Genomic DNA, 18,125 nt, shown 5'->3' on the forward strand with positions numbered 1-18,125 from the left:
GAGAGGGACGGTCGACAGTTGGTCGACCGCCCCCTTTCGGCGGCCTGATCAGCAGGTCTTCGTCGGTAGGCAAGTGCGGGCCTCGTGAACCCGGTGATGCCGGGAGGTGCCCTTAGACGGTGTGACGGTCGATGATCGCGGTGACGCGGATCTCGACGCGCATGCCGGGCAGACCAAAGGCGGGAGCGCCGATCTGGGTCCAAATCGGCCGACGGGCACCCATGCGTGAGTGCAGATGCTGCACCATCAGGCGTGTGTCTTCCGCTCCGATGACGCCGTCTTCGGGGAGGTGGAAGGAAGTGACGTCGACGACGTCGTGCCAGCTGGCGCCGGCTGCTGCGAGGGTGCGTTCCACGTTGTCGAATGCGCGCCGCATCTGCTCTTCGAGCGTGTCGGCTATCTGCATGCTGTCGTCCCAACCGCCCTGCCCGGAGGTCTCGACACGCTGTCCGATCCGTACCGCCTGTGACGCGTGAACGGTGTCCCGTGCCGTTTGGCCGTATCCGTCGGTGGCGAAGAACTCCGGGGTAGTGCCGGCGCTGTCGATCATTGGGTGGTCCTCCGTCGTGGACGGGTGCGGGGCGGTTCAGGAGTGGTAGACGTTGCTGAGCGGCTGCGGTTCACTGGTCGATGGACGCCATGTTGCCGTCGTCGTGGCGGGCGCCGGCGGCGGGGGTCAGGCGGTCGAGGCGGTCGAGCTGGTCCGCGGTGAGCTCTACGGCGTCTGCTGCGGTGTTCTCCTCGACGCGACCCACGCGACGCGTGCCGGGGATGGGGGCGATGTCGTCTCCGCGGGTGAGGATCCAGGCGAGAGCCGTCTGCGCGGGGGTCGCCTCTACTTCGGCACCGATTGCCTTCACTTCGTCGACGATCGCGAGGTTCCGGGTGAAGTTTTCCCCGGTGAAGCGGGGGTTGGTCTTGCGCCAGTCGTCGTCGGGGAAGTCGGCGACGCTGCGAATCTGGCCGGTGAGTAGGCCGTGTCCGAGCGGCGAGTACGGAACGAAGCCGATGTGCAACTCGCGCAGCAGCGGCAGGATCTCGGCTTCCACGTCGCGGGTCCACAGCGAGTACTCGGTCTGGAGGGCGGTCACGGGATGGACGGCGTGAGCTCGGCGAATCGTGGCGGGGCTTGCCTCGGAGAGCCCGAAGTGCAGCACCTTTCCTTCGGTGACGAGATCGGCGACCGCCTGGGCGGTCTCCTCGATGGGTGTCGAGGGGTCGACACGGTGCTGGTAGTAGAGATCGATGTGGTCGGTGCCGAGTCGCTTCAGCGATCCTTCGACGGCGGTCTTGATGTTGGCGGCGCTGCTGTCGATGGTGCCCGGGCCGCCTGAGTTGTGGGAGACGAGGCCGAACTTCGTGGCGATGACCACATCGTCGCGTCGCCCGGCGATGGCCTTGCCCACGACTTCTTCACTGTGGAAGGGGCCGTAGATCTCGGCGGTGTCGATGTGGGTGACACCGAGGTCGAGGGCGCGGTGGATGGTCGCTATCGATTCGCTGTCGTCGAGGGCTCCCTCTGACGTGTAGGTGCCGGCCATGGTCATGGCGCCGAGGCCGATGCGGGAGACGGTGAGGTCCCCGAGGTGTGCGTTCTTCATGTACTGCTCCTTGTTCGTTGTCGTTCGTTCAGTGGGCGGTTGCGAGGCGGGTGGGGGCGTTCCCTGTCTCGTGTGCTTCATCGGACTGGGCGCGTCGAATTGTCGGTCGCAGGCTGAGGGCGAGGATTGCGGCGATGATCACGAAGGCAAGGGCGACCATCGGGACAGCGCGGATGCCGAGCGTCTCAAGCGTGATTCCTCCGACGGTTGCGCCGGCGGCGAATCCTGCCTGCGCCAGGAGCACCCCGACACTGGTCGCCGTTTCCGGTGCGCGTCGGCCGGTGAGTAGGAGCGCCTGCTGGAAGATGACGACGACGGCTGCTACTCCGACGCCCCAGATGATGACGCCCACGAGCACGACCACGATCGACCGGCCTCCCACGATGAGGACGATGAACCCGGAGGCAACAACGGCTGGAGCGATGAGGATCGCCGCGAACACCGATCGTCGTGAGACCTGCCCGACGAAGAGCGTGCCGACGATCCCACCGACTCCGATGATGAGCAGGGTGATGCTCGTCAGCGCTTCGGGGGCGCCGAGCTCCAAGAGGTATGCGTCGATGTAGGTCAGGACGACGAAGTGCGAGAGCATCACCAGCGCCCAGGCGAGCGCAACGCGGAACACTCCGGGCAGGCGAATTGCCGAGAGGAAGGGAACGGTGCCGTGCGGGCTATCTCGGAACGTCGGGATCGTGAACGCCATCGCTGCGCCGGCGACGAGGACGAGTGCTGCTGCGCCGAGGAACACCAGCCGCCACCCGACCGAGTTTCCGGTGATGGAAGCAATCGGAGCTCCGAATGCCGTGCCGAGGCTCGTTGCGGTGAACACGACGGTGATGGCCTTCCCAGCGTTGCCAGGCCCGGCCATCCGAATTGCGACGGCGGGGAAGAGCGTGCAGATCACGGCGTAGGACGCACCACCGATGAAGCGTCCGATGTCGGCGACGACGATCGACGGGGCGACGGCGACGATCACGTTGCTCAGTACGAGCGTCCCCATCACGGTCACGAGGACGGGGCGTCGGGCGAATCGAAGCACCAACGCCGTCAACGGGAGCACGAGGATCGCATTGCCGAGTGCGTAGAACGTTGTCAGCGTGCCGGCCGTGGCCAGGCTGATGTTGAGGTCCCGAGAGATGTCGCCGAGGAGTCCGGCGGGGCTGAGTTCGATGGCGACGCCGAGGAACCAAGCGAACCCGAGGACGAGGATGGGACCCCATGGGAACCGTGCGGGAGGTGTGGTGCCGGAGGGTGCGGTCATCGTTTTCTTCCGTGAGAGAGGCTCCGGCAGCCGTAGGGGGAACGGCTGCCGGAGCGGCTGAGGGGAGAGGGTTCAGCGAGGGGAGATGCGAACGGTGGCTGCTGTGGGCCCGTCGCCTTGCATGATCGGAACGGCTGAACTGCCGGGGTACTTGTCCTCGTACGCCTGGTCGATGGCATCAGCCAAGGACGGGTCAGCAGCGGTGAAGGTGACCTCGTGGTCGCGACCGGCGACACGCACTCGCCCAGCGCCTTGGCGGATGGCGGCCTGGTACCAGCTCGACGAGGTGCCATTGGCCGCCCGCACGTAGACGTCGCCGTCGACGACGAGAGCCCAAGTTTGGGTGGGGGTGCCGTAGGTGGTGCCGTCCTCCCGGAAGGGCGCGACGAACAGGTCGGGTTCGTTTTCAATGACGGTGAGGTCTGCCCGTGTCCAAGCAGTCATGCGCGGCTCTCCGTCTGCTGTGAGGGTTCGGCCGTCGGATTCGCGGACGCGGCCACGTTTGCGAGCAGCTGAAGACCGTCGGCAGAGGCCGACCCAGGCTCAGCACTGAATACGAGCACCTGCAGCCCCCGCTCAGAGGCGAGATCCATGGTTTCGAACGACAAGGTCAGATCGCCGACGACAGGGTGGTGGATGTTCTTGATGCCGGTGCGGTGTTCGCGGACGTCGTGTGATGCCCAGAGTTTGCGGAACAGGTCGCTGCGGGTTGACAGCTCACCGACGAGGTCGGTCAGCTCCTTGTCGTACGGGGAACGACCTGCCTCGCGGCGAAGGAGTGCGACGATCTGCCTCGCGTTGGCATCCCAATCGCGGTAGAAGTCCTGGGACCGCCAGTCGAGGAAGACGAATCGGGCGGCGTTCACGGGACTGCCCTGGCCGCGGTACAGCTCGGAGAATAGTTCCCTGCCTAGGGGATTCGTCGCGACGGCGTCGAGCCGTCCGTTTTGGACGAAGACGGGCACCGTTGTCATGGCGGCGATCATCTGCTGCACGCCCGCACGCAGCTGCGTCTTCCGAGGCGCTGGCTGGTGTCGAGCGGGATGCGTGCCAATGTTGGCGGCGCGGACGAGGTCTGCGAGGTGGGCTGCTTCGGCATCGTCAAGCTGCAGGGCACGGTTGATGCCCTCCAGCACGGCGTCGGAAACGCCGAGCGCGTTGCCTCGCTCGAGCTTGCGGTAGTACTCCGGGCTGACGCCGGCGAGGAGAGCGACCTCCTCGCGCCGCAGCCCGGGCACCCGGCGGCGGCCGCCGAAGTCAGGCAGGCCTACCTCCGCCGGGGTCAGGCGGGCGCGCCTCGAGGTGAGGAACCCTCCGATGGCTTCGTGCTCTGCGTCCATGCCTTGAACCTACGACGCACATCAGTTCCAAAAGGGTCCCTCTTGATGACCCTCTAGAACCCCCCGGCACGAGCTAAAGGGGCACAGCGAGCGGGGTCTCATCCGGGCCCCTCTTGCATTGCGGCGTCTGCATAGCGTCGGGTCAGCCGTCGTTGAACGTGGACGGCTTAAGCCTCGAGGGAGTTGACCGTGAAGGGTTACGTGTTGCAGGAGAAGGGCCGAGCGGACTGGCAGGAGGTGCCAGTTCCGGAGATCGGTCCGTTTGACGCGTTGGTGCGTCCGACCGCAGTCGCCACCTGCACGACGGACGTGCACCTGATCGACGCCCTCTCGCTTCCAGGCGCGCTCGGGAAGGTGATCGGTCACGAGGCCGTCGGCGTCGTCCACGAAAACGGCGACCAAGTCACCGACTTCCAGGTCGGAGACCGCGTTCTTCTTCCCGCCGGCCTGGCCGACTGGCGCCACCCGCGAGCCCAGCGCGGCGAGGCCAAGTACCACCAGAGCCGAAGCCCGTACTTCTCCGACGATCCCAGGAACGGCGGGTGGTTCTCCGAGCTCGTCGCGTGCTACGACGCCGACTCCAACCTCGCCCACATCCCCGACGGCGTCACCGACGTCCAGGCCGTCGCCGTCGACGACATGGCCGCGACGGGCTTCACGGGCGTGGAACGGATGGAGATCCAATTCGGCGAGGTCGTCGTCATCATGGGCGTCGGCCCGGTGGGGCTGATGGGCGCCGCCGGAGCGGCCCTGCGCGGTGCGGGACGCATCATCGCCGTCGGCTCACGCCCCGCCACGATGGAACTTGCCAAACAGTACGGCGCAACCGATCTCATCGACTACAAGGCCGGCGATGTCCACGACCAGATCATGGCGCTCACTGGCGGCGTGCAGGTCGACAGTGTCCTCGTCGCCAGCGGCGGCGACGCCAGCGATCAGATCAGCACCGCCATGCGGTTGACGAAGTTAGGCGGTCATGTCTCCGTCGTCTCGGGGTTCTTCGACGACGAGACCGTGACGATCCCGCTCGAGGTGTGGAACTACGGCGTGATGGAGAAGTTCCTCACCGCTGCGCAGGCGAATCAGGGGCGGGACTGGATGGAGCGGCTCCTGCTCTTGATCGCGAACGGCAAGTTCGACACCGCGCCGATGGTCACTCACGTCCTCCACGGCTGGGACGCCCTTAGCGACAGCCTCGAACTGATGCGCAGCCGCGACCAGAACGTCGTCAAGCCCGTCGTCGTCATCGACTAACCACTCAGACCAACACATCAGCCGCCCCTCACCCCGAGAAGCGGCATTGGAATGGAAGGAAAACACTCATCATGAGCACATCCCTCACCGGCACCGTCGCCATCATCACCGGCGCCAGCAGCGGTATCGGACACGCGACCGCGCTGTCCCTCGCTGAGCAGGGCGCCGCCGTCGCCCTCGTCGCCCGCCGTCAGGACCGCCTCGACGCCCTGGTCGCCGAGGTCGAAGCTGCTGGCGGAACGGCCATCGCTGTCGCCACCGACATCTCCGACCGCGCTCAAGCGGAGGCGGCCGTTCAGAAGACCATCGAACGGTTCGGTCGTCTCGACATCCTCGTCAACAACGCGGGCCTCATGATCCTCGGCCCCTTCGCCGAAGCTGACATCGACGACTTCGAGCGCATGATCGCCATCAACCAGAAGGGGCTGCTGTACCTGACCAAGGCCGCCCTGCCGCACCTGCAGACGGCCGCAACTGACGACGTCCGCGGGGTGGCCGACATCGTCAACATCTCCTCCATCGCCGGACGTGAGGCCTGGGCGAACTTCGGTGTGTACGCCATGACCAAGTTCGGTATCAACGGGTTCACCGAGTCCCTGCGCCAGGAGATCACGCAGAGCCACGTCCGCGTCGGAGTCCTCGAGCCCGGCGCCGTCGACACCGAGCTGGTGTCGCACAACACCGACGAGATCGCGAACGGTGTCGCCGCGTTCCCCGAGGGCAAGGAGAAGCTGCTGCCCGAAAACATCGCCGACGGAATCACGTACATGGTCACCCGGCCCCGTCACATGTCCATCGGGGAGATCTGGATCATGCCCACTGACCAGGTCTGATCCCACACCGCTGCACCACCAGGAGGACACACCCATGAAGTACCGCATGCTCGGCAATACCGGCACCACCGTCTCGACGATCGCCCTCGGCACCATGGGCTTCGGGACCGAGACCGAGGAGAACGACGCGTTCGCGATCCTTGATCGCTTCTTCGACGCAGGAGGCAACTTCCTCGACACCGCGAACGTCTACGGCGCCGGAGCCTCCGAGGAGCTCCTTGGCCGGTGGTTCGCGAACCGTCCTACTGACGTCACAGACCGGGTCGTGCTCGCCACCAAGGGCCGGTTCGGCTTTGGGCCCGACATGAACGACGTGGGTCTGTCCCGGCGGAACCTCGACCGGGCGCTGGGCGGATCGCTGCGTCGCTTGGGCAGGGACACCGTGGACCTGTACCAGCTCCACGGCTTCGACCCGCTGACCCCGGTGGAGGAGACCTTGTCCTTCCTCGACGATGCGGTTCACGCCGGGAAGATCCACTACGTCGGTTTGTCCAACTTCACGGGGTGGCAGATGCAGCTGATGATCTCGACTGCGAAAGCGATGGGCGTCCAGCTGCCCGTCACTTTGCAGCCGCAGTACAGCCTCGTGTCGCGTGAGATCGAGTTCGAGATCGTTCCAGCGGCGCTGCACTCCAACATCGGACTGCTGCCGTGGTCGCCAGCCGCCGGCGGGTTCCTGACCGGAAAGTACACCCGTGATGCCCTCAAGATCGACGGCACACGGGCTGGGGCCGATAACCCGATGAACGACCACATCTTCGGAGACCTCGCCCGCAAGGACCAGAACTGGGCCACCCTCGACGTCGTGAAGGACGTCGCGGCGGAGATCGGGGCGACGCCGAACCAGGTGGCGCTCAGCTGGGTCGCCGCGCGGCCCGGGGTGACGGCGCCCGTGGTCGGTGCCAGGACTCTCACGCAGCTCGAGGAGAATCTCGCCGCGGCGGATCTCGAGTTGCCGGAGGCGACGGTAGCCCGGCTCGACGAGGTCAGCGCTCCGACTCCGAACGATTACCCCTACGGGCCGTTCGGTGTGAAGCAGCGCGACCGCTACGTCGACTCCAGCGACCAGGCCATCGGCGAACTCTTCTGACGCCCTCCCCGGCTTGATCCAAAGGGACCCTCTCTGACCTAGGTCAGGGAGGGTCTCTCGTGTTCGCGATTCGGGCTCAGCTCGGCCGGTCGGCCGGGACCGACGTCAGGTTGCCGAGGAGTTGCAACGCCGTCGCTGACGCTGAACCGGGCTCAGCCGTGAACGCCACCAGCTGCAGGCCGGGACCTCCTGCGACATCGAGCGCCTGGTACTCGAGCTCGACGGGGCCGACTATCTCGTGACGGAGACGCTTCCTCCCTGTGCGGTGTTCCCGAACGTCGTGCGCACCCCACAAGGCTCGAAACGGCTCGCTCCTCGTGGCGAGCTCGCCGACCAGGTCGCTGAGCTCGCGGTCGAACGGGGCTCTGCCTGTCTCGATGCGGAGCAGGGCGACGAGCTCATCGGCGGAGTCCTCCCAGTCGAGGTAGAACGAAGCGCTTCGGGGGTCGAGGAATAGATAGCGGGCGAAGTTCGGGGTCCGGTCGACGTCGGCGAACATCGGGGAGAACAGTGCTCGGGCCATGGCATTGGTGCCGAGCACGTCAAGCCGGCCGTCCTGCACCAGGGCGGGGACCTCGGTCATTGCGTCGAGAAGCTGCTGAACGGAGGGTGCGATCGTTCGCGGGCGGGCCGGCGCGCGCCTCCTGACAGGGCGGACACCGTCGTTCGCGGCTCGCACCAGATCGTGCAGGTGTGCGCGCTCGGTGTCGTCGAGCCGCAGGGCGCGGCTGACACCATCGATGATGCCCTCCGAGATCCCGGACGCATTCCCGCGCTCAAAGCGGACGTAATACTCGACGCTCATTCCCGCGAGCAGGGCGACCTCTTCTCGGCGCAGCCCCGGCACGCGGCGCCTTCCGCCGAAATCAGGCAACCCAACCTCCTGAGGTGTGAGACGGGCGCGCCGCGACGTCAGGAAGTCGCGGATGTCGCGGGTCTGATCCATGCACCGAATGTAGGCGACCACGCAACGCGCACGGGGGTCCTGCCAGTGACCGTGTAGAGCGGGTCTGTCTCGGCTGACGGAGGTCGCCTTGACTGAAGGCATCGCCGCCGCGGGTCCTCCGCGGAGCAGACCCCACAAGAAAAAGGACATCATCATGGCTGGCAAGAACGTTTGGCTCGTCACCGGAGCGAGCCGCGGGCTCGGCACCGACATCGCACGCGCGGCTCTCGCCGCTGGCCACTCAGTCGTCGCGACCGGCCGCGACGCCGCCAAAGTCGAGGCCGCCGTCGGCGCCCACGAGAACCTCTTCGCGCTCACCCTCGACATCACTGACCAGGACGCCGCCGAGGCTGCGGTCAAGGACACGCTCGACCGATTCGGTCGGATCGATGTCCTCGTGAACAACGCCGGAAACTTCTACGCCGGGTTCTTCGAGACCATCAGCGACGCCCAGTTCCGCGCCCAGATGGACACCAACTTCTTCGGCCAGCTCAACGTCACCCGCGCCGTCCTGCCGACGCTCCGCAAGCAGCGATCCGGTCAGATCATCACCGTCACCTCGACCGCCGGATTCGTCGGCGGTGTCTTCCAGTCCGCCTACGCCGCCTCCAAGCACGCCCTCGAGGGGTGGATGGAATCCCTCACCCCGGAACTCGCCCAGTTCGGCATCTCCGCCATGGCAGTCGAGCCCGGCTTCTTCCGCACCGACCTCCTCGTCGCAGGGTCCTCCACCATCAGCCCCGAGATCAACATCGACGACTACGCCGACGCGACCGCGCAGACCCTCGCGGCCTTCGCCGGCATGAACGGAACCCAGCCGGGCGACCCCGCGAAGCTTGCCCAGGCGATCGTCACCCTCTCGGATGGAGACACTCTGCCTGCACGGTTCATCGCCGGGGCCGACGCCGCCCAGATGATCGAGCAGAAGCAGGCCGACGTGCAGCAGCAGATCGACGCCAACCGTGCTCTGTCCGAGTCTCTCTCCCACGACGCCTAACCCTGCCCTCGAAGCACACCTCCTGGTCTGAAAGGACAACACCCATGACCACACCGCTTGGCATCGTCGGCTCCGGCGCCATCGGCAGCACCCTTGCCCGCCTCACCGTCGCCGCCGGCCTCGATGTCGTCATCAGCAACTCTCGCGGACCCGAGAGCCTGGCCGAACTTGTCTCGGACCTCGGCCCCCGAGCGCGTGCGGCGTCCGTCGTCGACGTAGCCACGGAGGCCGATGTTGTCGTCGCGGCCATCCCGCTCGTCGCCGCGACCGATCTGCCTGCGCCGGCCCTAGCGGGGAAGATCGTCATCGACACGACGAACTACTACCCGCAGCGCGACGGCCACATCGCGGCCCTGGACTCGAACGAGTCCACAGCAAGCGAACTCGTCCAGGCCCACCTCGCCGACTCGCACGTCGTCAAGGCGTTCAACGCGATCACGTTCGCGAGCCTCGGCAATGGAGCGCGACCCCTGGGCGACCCTGAGCGCAGTACCCTGCCCATCGCCGGTGAGAACGCCACGGCGAAGGCTCGTGCGGCCGAGCTGATCAGCACGCTCGGGTACGACACTCTCGACACGGGTGGGCTGACGGACAGCTGGCGTTTCGAGCCCGGTACCCCGATCTACTGTGACCCGTACATGCCGGCCTGGCCGAGCGAGACGTTGCCGTTCGACGAACTGCTCGCATGGCTGCTCGCTGCCCCGGTCATCACCATGACGAAGGAGCGGGCTCAGAGACTCATCGACGACGCCGTCCGCGGTGCCGCTGGCGGGTACTTCCCCGAAACGGCTTAGCCCCAAGGAGCAGAAGGCCCCGGTCAGTTCAGTCGGCCGGGGCCTTCCGCCGGACATCGGCCCGCCCGTCAGACGGTGGTCCATCGAACTCGCCTGCATCTCAGCGAGCGCCGAGCCGACCACCATACCCCCGTCGCGGCATGGCTGGCACCGTCGTTCTCGCTCGCTCCGTCGGCTCCGTCTCACATGGGTGGTCCGCGAGCTCTCGCAGTGAAGGCGCGCCGAACGGACGCCCCGCAGGAGTCGGTCACGCGTCGCATGGCGGACCAGAACCTCCCCGAACCACCCGGTGACCAGTCGAACGCGACGGCGACGAGTGGGCGCGCAGCGACGAGACCCGACCCCTCCGGACGGCGACAGCGACGAGGGAGAACACTGGCCCCATGACGACCAAGATCACCCTCATCATCGACAACCCGACCGACCCCGCCGCCTTCGAGCAGGCGTACCCCGCGCTCGAGGAAGCAGCCGGCGCCCTGCCGCAGCTGCGCCGCCTCGAGGCAGGCAAGGTCTGGCCGAAGGAAGACGGCACGCCCACCCCGGCCCACCGGACGCTCGACCTGTACTTCGACTCCTACGACGACGCGTCCGCAGCCGTCGCCGGCGAGGAAGCGGGCGCCTTCTTCGGCCAGCTCGGCGCCACCGGAGCGACCTTCACCGGGCTCTTCTCCGACGTCGAGAAGGCGTGACCACCACCGTCCTCGTCGCCGGCGCGACCGGTGACCTCGGCGGACGCATCGTCCGGGCACTCCGTCGGCACGACACCCACGTCCGCGTCCTGACCCGCCCCGGGTCCACCGCGACGGCACCGACCGAAGGCGACGACCACGTCGAGGTGGTCCGCGCGGACTACGACGACCACGCAGCGTTGACCTCGGCGCTCGCCGGGGCCGAGGTCGTGGTGTCCGCGGTGAGCGGCACGCGCTCGGTGATCGTCGACGCGCAGCGCGCCCTGCTCCGGGCAGCGGTGGACGCCGGCGTCGAACGGTTCATCCCGTCCGACTACGCCGCCGACTACCGGTCCATCACCCCGGGGACGAACCGGAACTTCGAGCTGCGCCGCGAGTTCGCCGCCGACGTCGACGCCGCACGCATCCGGGCCACGTCGGTGCTCAATGGCGCGTTCACCGACATGCTCACCGGGCAGGCGCCGCTCATCCTGTTCGACCGACAGCGGGTGCTCTACTGGTCCTCGGCCGACCAGGTGCTCGACTTCACCACGAAGGACGACGTCGCCCGCACCACCGCCCTCGTCGCGCTCGACCCGGGTGCACCGCGCTTCGTCGAGGTCGCGGGGGACCGGGTGACCTCGCGGAGCATCGCCGACACGATGTCCCGGCTCACCGGCACCCCCTTCCGACTGCAGTGGGCGGGGACCGCGTCGACGCTCTCGGCGATGGCCCGGGTGGGGCGGCGCCTGTCGAAGGCCGGCGACGACGAGCCGTTCCCGGCGTGGCAGGGCATGCAGTACTTCGTCAGCATGTTCAGCGGCGAGGCCACGCTGCGCCACGTCGACGACGAGCGGTACGGTGCAGAGGGCTGGACGACGGTGCGGGAGGTGCTCGCAGAACACGTCCGAGCCTGAACCCACGACGGAGCCTGAACCCTCGAACGGAAGCGCACCTGATGACCGACACCACCTGCCACATGTCGATCTCCCTCGACGGCTTCGTCGCCGGGCCCGACCAGCGCCTCGACCAACCGCTCGGACGCCGGGGCGGGGAACTCCACACCTGGCACATGCCCGGCGCCGACGTCGGCGAGGTGGACCGCACGGCAGCGGGCTGGCTCATGCGACCCCGCGGCGCCTACGTGATGGGCCAGAACATGTTCGGGCCGCCCAGCACCGAGCGGCCCGACGACTGGACGGGCTGGTGGGGCGACGAACCGCCGTACCACGCACCCGTCTTCGTGCTCTCGCACACGGCCCACGACCCGATCGAGCTCGACGGCGGCACGACCTTCCACTTCGTCACCGACGGCTTCGACGCCGCCTACGCCCGCGCGGTCGAGGCGGCCGGTGACGCCGGGGTCGACATCGCCGGCGGCGCCTCGACGGTCCGCCAGGCGCTCGCCGCCGGGGTCGTCGACGAACTCACGCTCGACGTCGCGCCGGTGCTGCTCGGCTCCGGGGAGCGGATCTTCGAGGACGGCGCCGAGTCGTTCGACTTCGAGCCCGTCGAGGTCCTGCACTCGCCGCTGACGACCCACATCCGGTACCGCCGCCGCGCCTGACCATCGCCGCAGAACACGGCCACGAGCACGAACAGACGCACGAGCACGCGCCGAGACCGTCACGCCCCGTCCGGCACCGTCACGATCCGGTTCTGGTACGCCCACACGACGGCCTGCAGCCGCGACCGCACCCCGAGCTTCGGCAGCATCCGGGCGAGGTGCGACTTCACCGTGGAGACCTCGACGACGAGCGCGGCGGCGATCTCCTCGTTCGACATCCCCTGGGCGAGCAGCAGGAGCACGTCCCGCTCGCGAGCCGTGAGGACCTCGTCCGCCCGGTCGCCCGACACCGGCTGCAGGCTCCGCCGCGCGACGAACTCGCGCAGCACGCGACGGGTGAGCGCCTGGTCGATGGTGCCGTTCCCGGCGGCGACCTGCCGCACGGCCCCGACGATCACGTCGGGCTCGGCGTCCTTCAGGAGGAAGCCCGACGCACCCGCCTCGAGCGCGCCGAACACGAGGTCGTCGAGGTCGAACGTGGTGAGCACGAGCACCGGGACCGCGGGGTCGGCCCCGGGCGCGCAGAGTTCGCGCGTGACCTCGATGCCGTTCCGCACCGGCATCCGGATGTCGAGGCACGCGACGTCGGGCCGGGTGCTCCGGGCGAGTGCGAGGGCCTCGCCGCCGTCGGCGGCGACCCCGACGACCTCGATGTCGGGCTCTGCGGACAGCAGGGCGGAGACACCGGCGCGGACCAGCGGCTGGTCGTCCGCCACCAGCACGCGGATCACCCGGCCACCTCCGGCGCGTCGGCCGACGTGTCGGCGGCGGGTCGCGCCTCCCGAGCCGTCACCAGCTCGACCGTCCAGCCACCGTCACCGGTGGGTCCGACCTGGAGGCGCGCCCCGACCAGTTCTGCCCGCTCGCGCATGCCGCGCAGTCCGTTCCCACCCGACGGCGAGCTGCCGACGGACGGTGCGGTGGGCACCCCGTTCTCGACGCGGACCGTCAGGTGGCCGGGGTCGCGGTCGTCGACGGTCACCCGGCACGGTGCGCCGGCGGCGTGGAGCGCGACGTTGGCGAGGGCCTCCTGCACGGTGCGGTAGGCGACGAGCTGGGTGAGCGGACCGATGCCGTCCGCCAGCGGGTGGTCGCCCGGCTGCACGGAGAGCTCGACCGCGCTGCGGGTGCGGGCGGCCTCGACGAGGTCGACGATGCCGGCGACGGTCTCGACCACGGTCTCGGCGGGGGTGTCGTCGCGGAGGAGTCCGACGAGGCGGCGGAGGTCCTCGAGGACGGCCGTGCTCTGCTCGCGCACCTGCCGGACACCCTCGTGCGCGCCGTCCGGGTCGGTGTCGATCTGCCGGTCGACGACGGCCGACATCAGGGCGATCCCGGACAGGTGGTGGGCGGCGATGTCGTGCAGCTCGCGGGCCATCGCGGCGCGTTCGCGGGAGACGGCCGCCTCGACGCGGGCGTCCTGCTCCCGGGCGAGGGCGGCTGCCTCGGCGGTCCGGGCGTCGGCTGCCGCGGTGCGGGCGTCGGCTGCTGCGGTGCGGGCGTCCGACTCGGCCCGGCGTGCGGCACGGAGCTCGCGGCGGGACCGGACGATGAGCGTGACCACGAGGGGGAGTCCGACCGCGCCGACGGCCTGCAACACGCCCTGCCCGGCCGACGCGCCGAGTCCGGACACGACGCCGCTCCGCATCGCGCCGGAGCCGTGGGCCCACGTGATCCCCGTGCCGACCGCCACGAGGACCGCCGATCCCGCGACGGCCGGCCAGAGGCGGGAGAGCGGGACCCGGAGCGTGGCGAGCACGACGGCCACGACGACGGGCAGCGCGGTGAGGCCGAACGCGGCGCTCGTCGACACGAGGGCAAGGAGGATCGGCAGCGCACCGACGGCGAGGAGCACGGAGCGGGGTGCTCGGCGGGCGCCGAGCAGCAGGGCCGACTGGGCGACCAGGGTGATCGCGAGGAGGGTCCACGCGGTCCCGCCGACATCGGGGAACCCGGGGCCTGCTCCCATCGTGTCCGTGGTGTCCGGGTCCATGGCGTCGAGTGGCGGCAGGCCGAGCAGGAGTCCGAGCGTGACCACGGCGGTGCCGGCGGCGACGAGCAGGTCGGTCCAGCGGCGTCGTCGGGTGGGCACGCCGCGTGCGTCGCGTCGGTCGGGCGCGTCAGCGGGTGCCATCGTTCGATCCTACGAGTCGGGGCGTGCCGACGGCGCGGCCGCTGCCGCCGCGTCCGCCGCCGGTGTAGCCGAGCCGCCCCCGTGTCACCACGAGCAGGACGAGGGCCGCGACGGTGGACACGATCGCGAGGCCGTGCATCATCGTGCCGGCGGTCATCCCCGGGTACATGTCTGCCCACAGCGTCGAGATGGTGTTGTTGACGCCGACGTGCAGGAGGAGGGCGACCGGCAGGCTCTCGCCGGTGCGGTTGAACACCCACGTCATCACGACGTTGAAGGTGATGGTGAACAGGGCGAACACGACCGGCTCCGTCCAGTGCGCGTCCGGCCACCCGCCCCAGTCGCTGAGGTAGAGCGGCATGTGCCAGAGCGCCCACAGCGGGCCGAGGACGGCGGCTGCGCCCAGCGGGCCGAACCGTTCCTGCAGTCGCGGCAGGGCGAAGTCGCGCCAGCCGGGCTCCTCGGACAGCCCGGTGGAGAAGAGCTGCACCACGAGTCCGGGAACGAGGGCGAGCAGCGCGAGCGCACTCGGCGCCTGCACCTGGCCGCCGGCGAAGGGCAGCCCGGTGGCGACGATGATCGCGGGCACGCCGACGAGGGCGAGGGCGTACCAGTACCAGGCGACCCGCCAGCGCCAGAGCCGACCGACCCAGCGGCGGAGTCCGGGGCGGCCGTCGGCGATCGCCGTCACGAGGAAGGCACCGCCGAGGGGGCCGAGCAACGCTCCCGGCAGGACGCCGGTGAACTGCGCCGTGCCGAGGAACTCGGGGAAGTGGAGGTCCCAGACGCCGAGGCCGTGCGGCGACAGGATGTAGGGGATCCACGCCAGCCAGCTGAGGCCGAGGGCGAGGGTGGCGAAGGAGGCCAGCGTGTGCCGCGTGATGACCCCGCGGACCCCGGTCCGACGGGCGGTGCCGGTGCCGGCGCTGTGCCGGTGTTCGGTGGTGATCGTCATGGCATCGACGCTACGAACGGCGCGTCCGACGGACGACCGGCGAAGGGACGCACTCCGCGGGGTTCCTCCGAAGGATGCAAGGACGTGGACGCGAGGACCACGGACTGGAGGCGCGGTGCCAGCTGGCACCGCGCCTCCAGTCCTTCAGCCGGTCAGTCCCAGATCGAGACCCAGTCGATGTCGACGTGTCCGCTCGCGGACGCCGGCACGGAGCCGCCGATGGCGGTCTCCGCCTGCAGCGTGACCCGCATCGGGTCCGTCGGGACCGCCTTGCGGGTGACCGACACGAGCGAGTTGTTCCAGTAGAACCGGACCACGCCGTGGTCCCACTCGGTGGTCGCCACGTGGTAGCCGCTGCTCTGGGCCGACTTGGTCGGCTTCTGCACGCTGCCGTCGAACGACATCATCCCGTTCCGCATCGATCCCGGGATCGCCGACGCGGGTCGAGCCGTGCTGCCGAGGTCACCCTCGGGCCAGTCGATCTCGCCCTTGTTCCAGTCGTCGTCCGTCGGCCACAGCATCCCGACGAACTTGTAGCCCGGGGTGTCCGTCGTCTTGTAGCGGATGGACACCCGACCCGTGGTGTGTGCGCGGTAGTTGTCCGGCAGCACCGTGGCGACGAGTGGCTGCCCGTTCTCCGAGTGCACCCAGAAGTCGAGCTTGCCGTCCTTGACGCTCAGCACCTTGTCCGGTGCGTAGAGCCCGCGACCACTCGTGTCGCGGTAGCCGTCGTAGGCCCCGAGGCCCGGGTACTTGCTGAGGACGCTGCCGCGCGGTGCAGCGGTGGAGAAGTCCTCGGCGTACGTCTGCTTCCACGTCCGACCGTTCGACACCACCGTGCCCGTGGGCATCTTGGTCAGCGAGGTGGTCGCCGCTTCGGACGCGCTCGGTTGCTGCGCGAGTCCGATGACGACGGCGCCGGCCGCGACGAGTGCCATCCCTGCGGCGACTCGCCTCCTGGTGCGGGTCCTGGTCGTGTGGTTCGTTTCCCTGTTGTCCATGTCCTTCTTCCGGGTGTCCCTGATCACCGTCTGCTCGCGTCCTCCTGCGGGTCGTGAGCGACGCGGAACCGTACCCCGTGCTCACTGCCCGCGCGCCGAGGAGTCCCCAGGGAAATCGGATGAGCAATGCTCTGGGACAGCCGCGGATCCGCCCCCCGAACGGGGGACGCGTCACTGAGTGGATGTTCAGGATTCTGGTCGCACCTAGGCTGAGGCGGTGTTCGAACTCCACCACCTCGCCGCGCAGGAACTCTGGGACTGGATCCGACGCGGTGAGGCGACCGCGCTCGAGGTGACCGACCACTACCTGGCGAGGATCGCCCGGCTCGATCCCGGTCTCGGCGCCTTCGTGACGGTGACCGCGGACGCCGCACGCGACCGAGCCGAGCACCTCGGCCACCGGGTGCCGACGTCGAGGCCGCTGTGGGGCCTCCCGTCCGCCGACAAGGACCTGTACGACCGCGCCGGCGTCGCCACGCGGAACGGATCCTCGAGCCTGCCCGACCGCCCCGCGGCAGCTGACCACCCGCTCGTCGCAGCGCTCGACGCCGCCGGTGCGGTGAGCCTCGGCAAGACGGCGTCGCCCGAGTTCGGGATGTCGTCGTCGTCGGAGACCCGGTTCGGCGTGACCCGGAACCCGTACGACACGAGCCGCGCGCCCGGGGGGTCGTCGAGCGGTGCGGCGGTCGCGGTCGCGGCCGGACTCCTCCCGGCCGCGGTGGGGTCGGACGGTGGGGGCTCCGTGCGGATCCCGGCGGCGGCGACCGGGTTGGTGGGGCTGAAGCCGAGCCGTGGTCGTGTGCCGTCGATGCCCGGGCGCTCGGGCGTCGGCGGGCTGTCGGTCGCGGGGCCGATCACGCGGAACGTCGCGGACGCGGGCATGCTGCTCGACGCGCTCGTGGCGCCGACCGGGCTCCCGGAGCTGCACCCGTACGCGCTGGTCACGCCCGACGTCGGCGAGGGGCCGTTCACCGCCGCGGCCGTCCGCGGCGAGGGGCGCTTCGTCGTCGGGCTGCTCGAGGGCTCCCCGTGGGACGACACCGTCGACGTGGTGGTCGACCCCGCGGCACGCGCCGCCGTCGAGACCGCCGTCCGGGTGCTCGGCGAGGTCGGGCACGGCGTCGAGGACGTCCGGATGCCCCGGGCGCCGTACGCTGACGCGTTCCGGGTGGCGTGGGAGTCGAGCGCTGCCCGGCTGCCGATGGTCCCCGGGATCGACCTGTCCGGGTTGACGCCCCTGGTGTCGTGGCTCGTCGACCGCGGCCGCGCGCTGACCGGCACGCAGGTGCTCGACGCGATGACGGCGCTCGACACCTTCTCGGCGGCGCTCATCGGTGCGTTCGACCGGTTCGACGCCGTCCTCACGCCGACCCTCGCGCTCACGCCGCGGCCGCTCGGCTGGTACGGGTCCGACCCGGAGGAAGACTTCCGCCGCCAGTGCGCCTACTCGCCGTGGACGTCGATGGCGAACGTGGCCGGGCTGCCGGCGATCACGCTGCCCGTCGGTGTGACGGACGAGGAGCACCCGGACGGCGCGGGACTGCCGATGGGCGTGCAGCTCATCGGGCGTCCCGGTGGCGAACGGGTGCTCCTGGCGATCGGCGCGCAGCTCGAGCGGCGGTTCCGGTGGCAGCGGCGGCACCCGGCGGCCTGGACCGCCTGACCGGGCGCTCGGCGTCGGAGC

General features: G+C 69.4%; 19 protein-coding genes. 9 read left to right on the forward strand and 10 right to left on the reverse strand.

Annotated features, from left to right (window positions below; translation table 11 throughout):
* Positions 1–112: 112 nt before the first annotated feature.
* From BM028_RS12205 to BM028_RS12225, 5 genes are all read right to left on the reverse strand, one after another.
* Complete coding sequence (locus BM028_RS12205) at positions 113–550, reverse strand: Rid family hydrolase (protein ID WP_092386870.1); 438 nt, start codon at positions 548–550, stop codon at positions 113–115.
* A 70-nt stretch (positions 551–620) separates the two neighbouring features.
* On the reverse strand, positions 621–1,601 hold the full coding sequence (locus BM028_RS12210; RefSeq protein ID WP_092386871.1) for an aldo/keto reductase: 981 nt from the start codon (positions 1,599–1,601) through the stop codon (positions 621–623).
* Between the two features lie 28 nt (positions 1,602–1,629).
* Complete coding sequence (locus BM028_RS12215; protein WP_092386878.1) at positions 1,630–2,862, reverse strand: MFS transporter; 1,233 nt, start codon at positions 2,860–2,862, stop codon at positions 1,630–1,632.
* A gap of 72 nt (positions 2,863–2,934) precedes the next feature.
* Positions 2,935–3,306, reverse strand: coding sequence for a DUF2255 family protein (locus tag BM028_RS12220; protein ID WP_092386880.1), 372 nt, complete (start codon positions 3,304–3,306; stop codon positions 2,935–2,937).
* The gene (locus BM028_RS12225) at positions 3,303–4,202 is read right to left on the reverse strand and encodes a helix-turn-helix transcriptional regulator (RefSeq protein ID WP_092386882.1); all 900 of its coding nucleotides are present in this window, start codon (positions 4,200–4,202) and stop codon (positions 3,303–3,305) included. The genes BM028_RS12220 and BM028_RS12225 overlap by 4 nt, the downstream gene beginning before the upstream one ends.
* A 189-nt stretch (positions 4,203–4,391) precedes the next feature.
* On the opposite strand from BM028_RS12225, the gene BM028_RS12230 reads away from it, so the two are divergent.
* From BM028_RS12230 to BM028_RS12240, 3 genes are all read left to right on the forward strand, one after another.
* Positions 4,392–5,456 (forward strand): zinc-binding dehydrogenase, encoded by a 1,065-nt coding sequence (locus BM028_RS12230; RefSeq protein ID WP_175496068.1) that lies wholly within the window; start codon positions 4,392–4,394, stop codon positions 5,454–5,456.
* A 71-nt stretch (positions 5,457–5,527) separates the two neighbouring features.
* A complete protein-coding gene (locus tag BM028_RS12235) occupies positions 5,528–6,289 on the forward strand; it encodes an SDR family NAD(P)-dependent oxidoreductase (RefSeq protein WP_092386884.1) in 762 nt (253 codons plus the stop codon).
* 34 nt (positions 6,290–6,323) lie between these two features.
* Complete coding sequence (locus BM028_RS12240) at positions 6,324–7,379, forward strand: aldo/keto reductase (protein WP_092386885.1); 1,056 nt, start codon at positions 6,324–6,326, stop codon at positions 7,377–7,379.
* 76 nt (positions 7,380–7,455) lie between these two features.
* Here the strand turns inward: BM028_RS12240 and BM028_RS12245 are convergent, their stop codons facing one another.
* Positions 7,456–8,325, reverse strand: a complete 870-nt coding sequence (locus BM028_RS12245) for a helix-turn-helix transcriptional regulator (protein ID WP_092387293.1) — start codon at positions 8,323–8,325, stop codon at positions 7,456–7,458.
* Positions 8,326–8,479: 154 nt separating this feature from the next.
* On the opposite strand from BM028_RS12245, the gene BM028_RS12250 reads away from it, so the two are divergent.
* The 5 genes from BM028_RS12250 (at position 8,480) to BM028_RS12270 (ending at position 12,351) form a co-directional block, all read left to right on the forward strand.
* The gene (locus tag BM028_RS12250; protein ID WP_092386886.1) at positions 8,480–9,322 is read left to right on the forward strand and encodes an SDR family NAD(P)-dependent oxidoreductase; all 843 of its coding nucleotides are present in this window, start codon (positions 8,480–8,482) and stop codon (positions 9,320–9,322) included.
* A 44-nt stretch (positions 9,323–9,366) separates the two neighbouring features.
* Positions 9,367–10,116: an NADPH-dependent F420 reductase gene (locus BM028_RS12255; protein ID WP_092386888.1), complete on the forward strand. Its 750-nt coding sequence runs from the start codon at positions 9,367–9,369 to the stop codon at positions 10,114–10,116.
* A gap of 383 nt (positions 10,117–10,499) precedes the next feature.
* Positions 10,500–10,805, forward strand: a complete 306-nt coding sequence (locus tag BM028_RS12260; protein WP_092386890.1) for a hypothetical protein — start codon at positions 10,500–10,502, stop codon at positions 10,803–10,805.
* Complete coding sequence (locus BM028_RS12265; protein WP_092386892.1) at positions 10,802–11,701, forward strand: NmrA family NAD(P)-binding protein; 900 nt, start codon at positions 10,802–10,804, stop codon at positions 11,699–11,701. The genes BM028_RS12260 and BM028_RS12265 overlap by 4 nt, the downstream gene beginning before the upstream one ends.
* A gap of 41 nt (positions 11,702–11,742) precedes the next feature.
* On the forward strand, positions 11,743–12,351 hold the full coding sequence (locus BM028_RS12270; RefSeq protein WP_092386894.1) for a dihydrofolate reductase family protein: 609 nt from the start codon (positions 11,743–11,745) through the stop codon (positions 12,349–12,351).
* A gap of 59 nt (positions 12,352–12,410) precedes the next feature.
* Here the strand turns inward: BM028_RS12270 and BM028_RS12275 are convergent, their stop codons facing one another.
* From BM028_RS12275 to BM028_RS12290, 4 genes are all read right to left on the reverse strand, one after another.
* Complete coding sequence (locus BM028_RS12275) at positions 12,411–13,082, reverse strand: response regulator (protein WP_092386896.1); 672 nt, start codon at positions 13,080–13,082, stop codon at positions 12,411–12,413.
* Positions 13,079–14,485, reverse strand: a complete 1,407-nt coding sequence (locus BM028_RS12280; RefSeq protein ID WP_092386898.1) for a sensor histidine kinase — start codon at positions 14,483–14,485, stop codon at positions 13,079–13,081. The genes BM028_RS12275 and BM028_RS12280 overlap by 4 nt, the downstream gene beginning before the upstream one ends.
* Positions 14,472–15,440, reverse strand: coding sequence for a CPBP family intramembrane glutamic endopeptidase (locus BM028_RS12285; protein WP_092386900.1), 969 nt, complete (start codon positions 15,438–15,440; stop codon positions 14,472–14,474). Before BM028_RS12285 ends, BM028_RS12280 begins: the two co-directional genes overlap by 14 nt.
* 152 nt (positions 15,441–15,592) lie before the next feature.
* Positions 15,593–16,378 (reverse strand): glycoside hydrolase family 16 protein, encoded by a 786-nt coding sequence (locus BM028_RS12290; protein WP_092386902.1) that lies wholly within the window; start codon positions 16,376–16,378, stop codon positions 15,593–15,595.
* Positions 16,379–16,658: 280 nt separating this feature from the next.
* Here BM028_RS12290 and BM028_RS12295 point away from each other — a divergent pair, with 280 nt between their 5' ends.
* Entirely contained in the window at positions 16,659–18,104 is a 1,446-nt protein-coding gene (locus tag BM028_RS12295; RefSeq protein ID WP_092386904.1) for an amidase, read from the forward strand.
* The last annotated feature ends 21 nt before the right edge of the window (positions 18,105–18,125 follow it).

The organism is Curtobacterium sp. YR515 (assembly GCF_900113095.1).
GTDB lineage: Bacteria > Actinomycetota > Actinomycetes > Actinomycetales > Microbacteriaceae > Curtobacterium.

Coding starts and splice junctions, on each gene's coding strand:
- BM028_RS12205 (WP_092386870.1), bottom strand. CDS start 550: ATGATCGACAGCGCCGGCACTACCCCGGAGTTCTTCGCCACCGACGGA.
- BM028_RS12210 (WP_092386871.1), bottom strand. CDS start 1,601: ATGAAGAACGCACACCTCGGGGACCTCACCGTCTCCCGCATCGGCCTC.
- BM028_RS12215 (WP_092386878.1), bottom strand. CDS start 2,862: ATGACCGCACCCTCCGGCACCACACCTCCCGCACGGTTCCCATGGGGT.
- BM028_RS12220 (WP_092386880.1), bottom strand. CDS start 3,306: ATGACTGCTTGGACACGGGCAGACCTCACCGTCATTGAAAACGAACCC.
- BM028_RS12225 (WP_092386882.1), bottom strand. CDS start 4,202: ATGGACGCAGAGCACGAAGCCATCGGAGGGTTCCTCACCTCGAGGCGC.
- BM028_RS12235 (WP_092386884.1), top strand. CDS start 5,528: ATGAGCACATCCCTCACCGGCACCGTCGCCATCATCACCGGCGCCAGC.
- BM028_RS12240 (WP_092386885.1), top strand. CDS start 6,324: ATGAAGTACCGCATGCTCGGCAATACCGGCACCACCGTCTCGACGATC.
- BM028_RS12245 (WP_092387293.1), bottom strand. CDS start 8,325: ATGGATCAGACCCGCGACATCCGCGACTTCCTGACGTCGCGGCGCGCC.
- BM028_RS12250 (WP_092386886.1), top strand. CDS start 8,480: ATGGCTGGCAAGAACGTTTGGCTCGTCACCGGAGCGAGCCGCGGGCTC.
- BM028_RS12255 (WP_092386888.1), top strand. CDS start 9,367: ATGACCACACCGCTTGGCATCGTCGGCTCCGGCGCCATCGGCAGCACC.
- BM028_RS12260 (WP_092386890.1), top strand. CDS start 10,500: ATGACGACCAAGATCACCCTCATCATCGACAACCCGACCGACCCCGCC.
- BM028_RS12270 (WP_092386894.1), top strand. CDS start 11,743: ATGACCGACACCACCTGCCACATGTCGATCTCCCTCGACGGCTTCGTC.
- BM028_RS12280 (WP_092386898.1), bottom strand. CDS start 14,485: ATGGCACCCGCTGACGCGCCCGACCGACGCGACGCACGCGGCGTGCCC.
- BM028_RS12285 (WP_092386900.1), bottom strand. CDS start 15,440: ATGACGATCACCACCGAACACCGGCACAGCGCCGGCACCGGCACCGCC.
- BM028_RS12290 (WP_092386902.1), bottom strand. CDS start 16,378: ATGGCACTCGTCGCGGCCGGCGCCGTCGTCATCGGACTCGCGCAGCAA.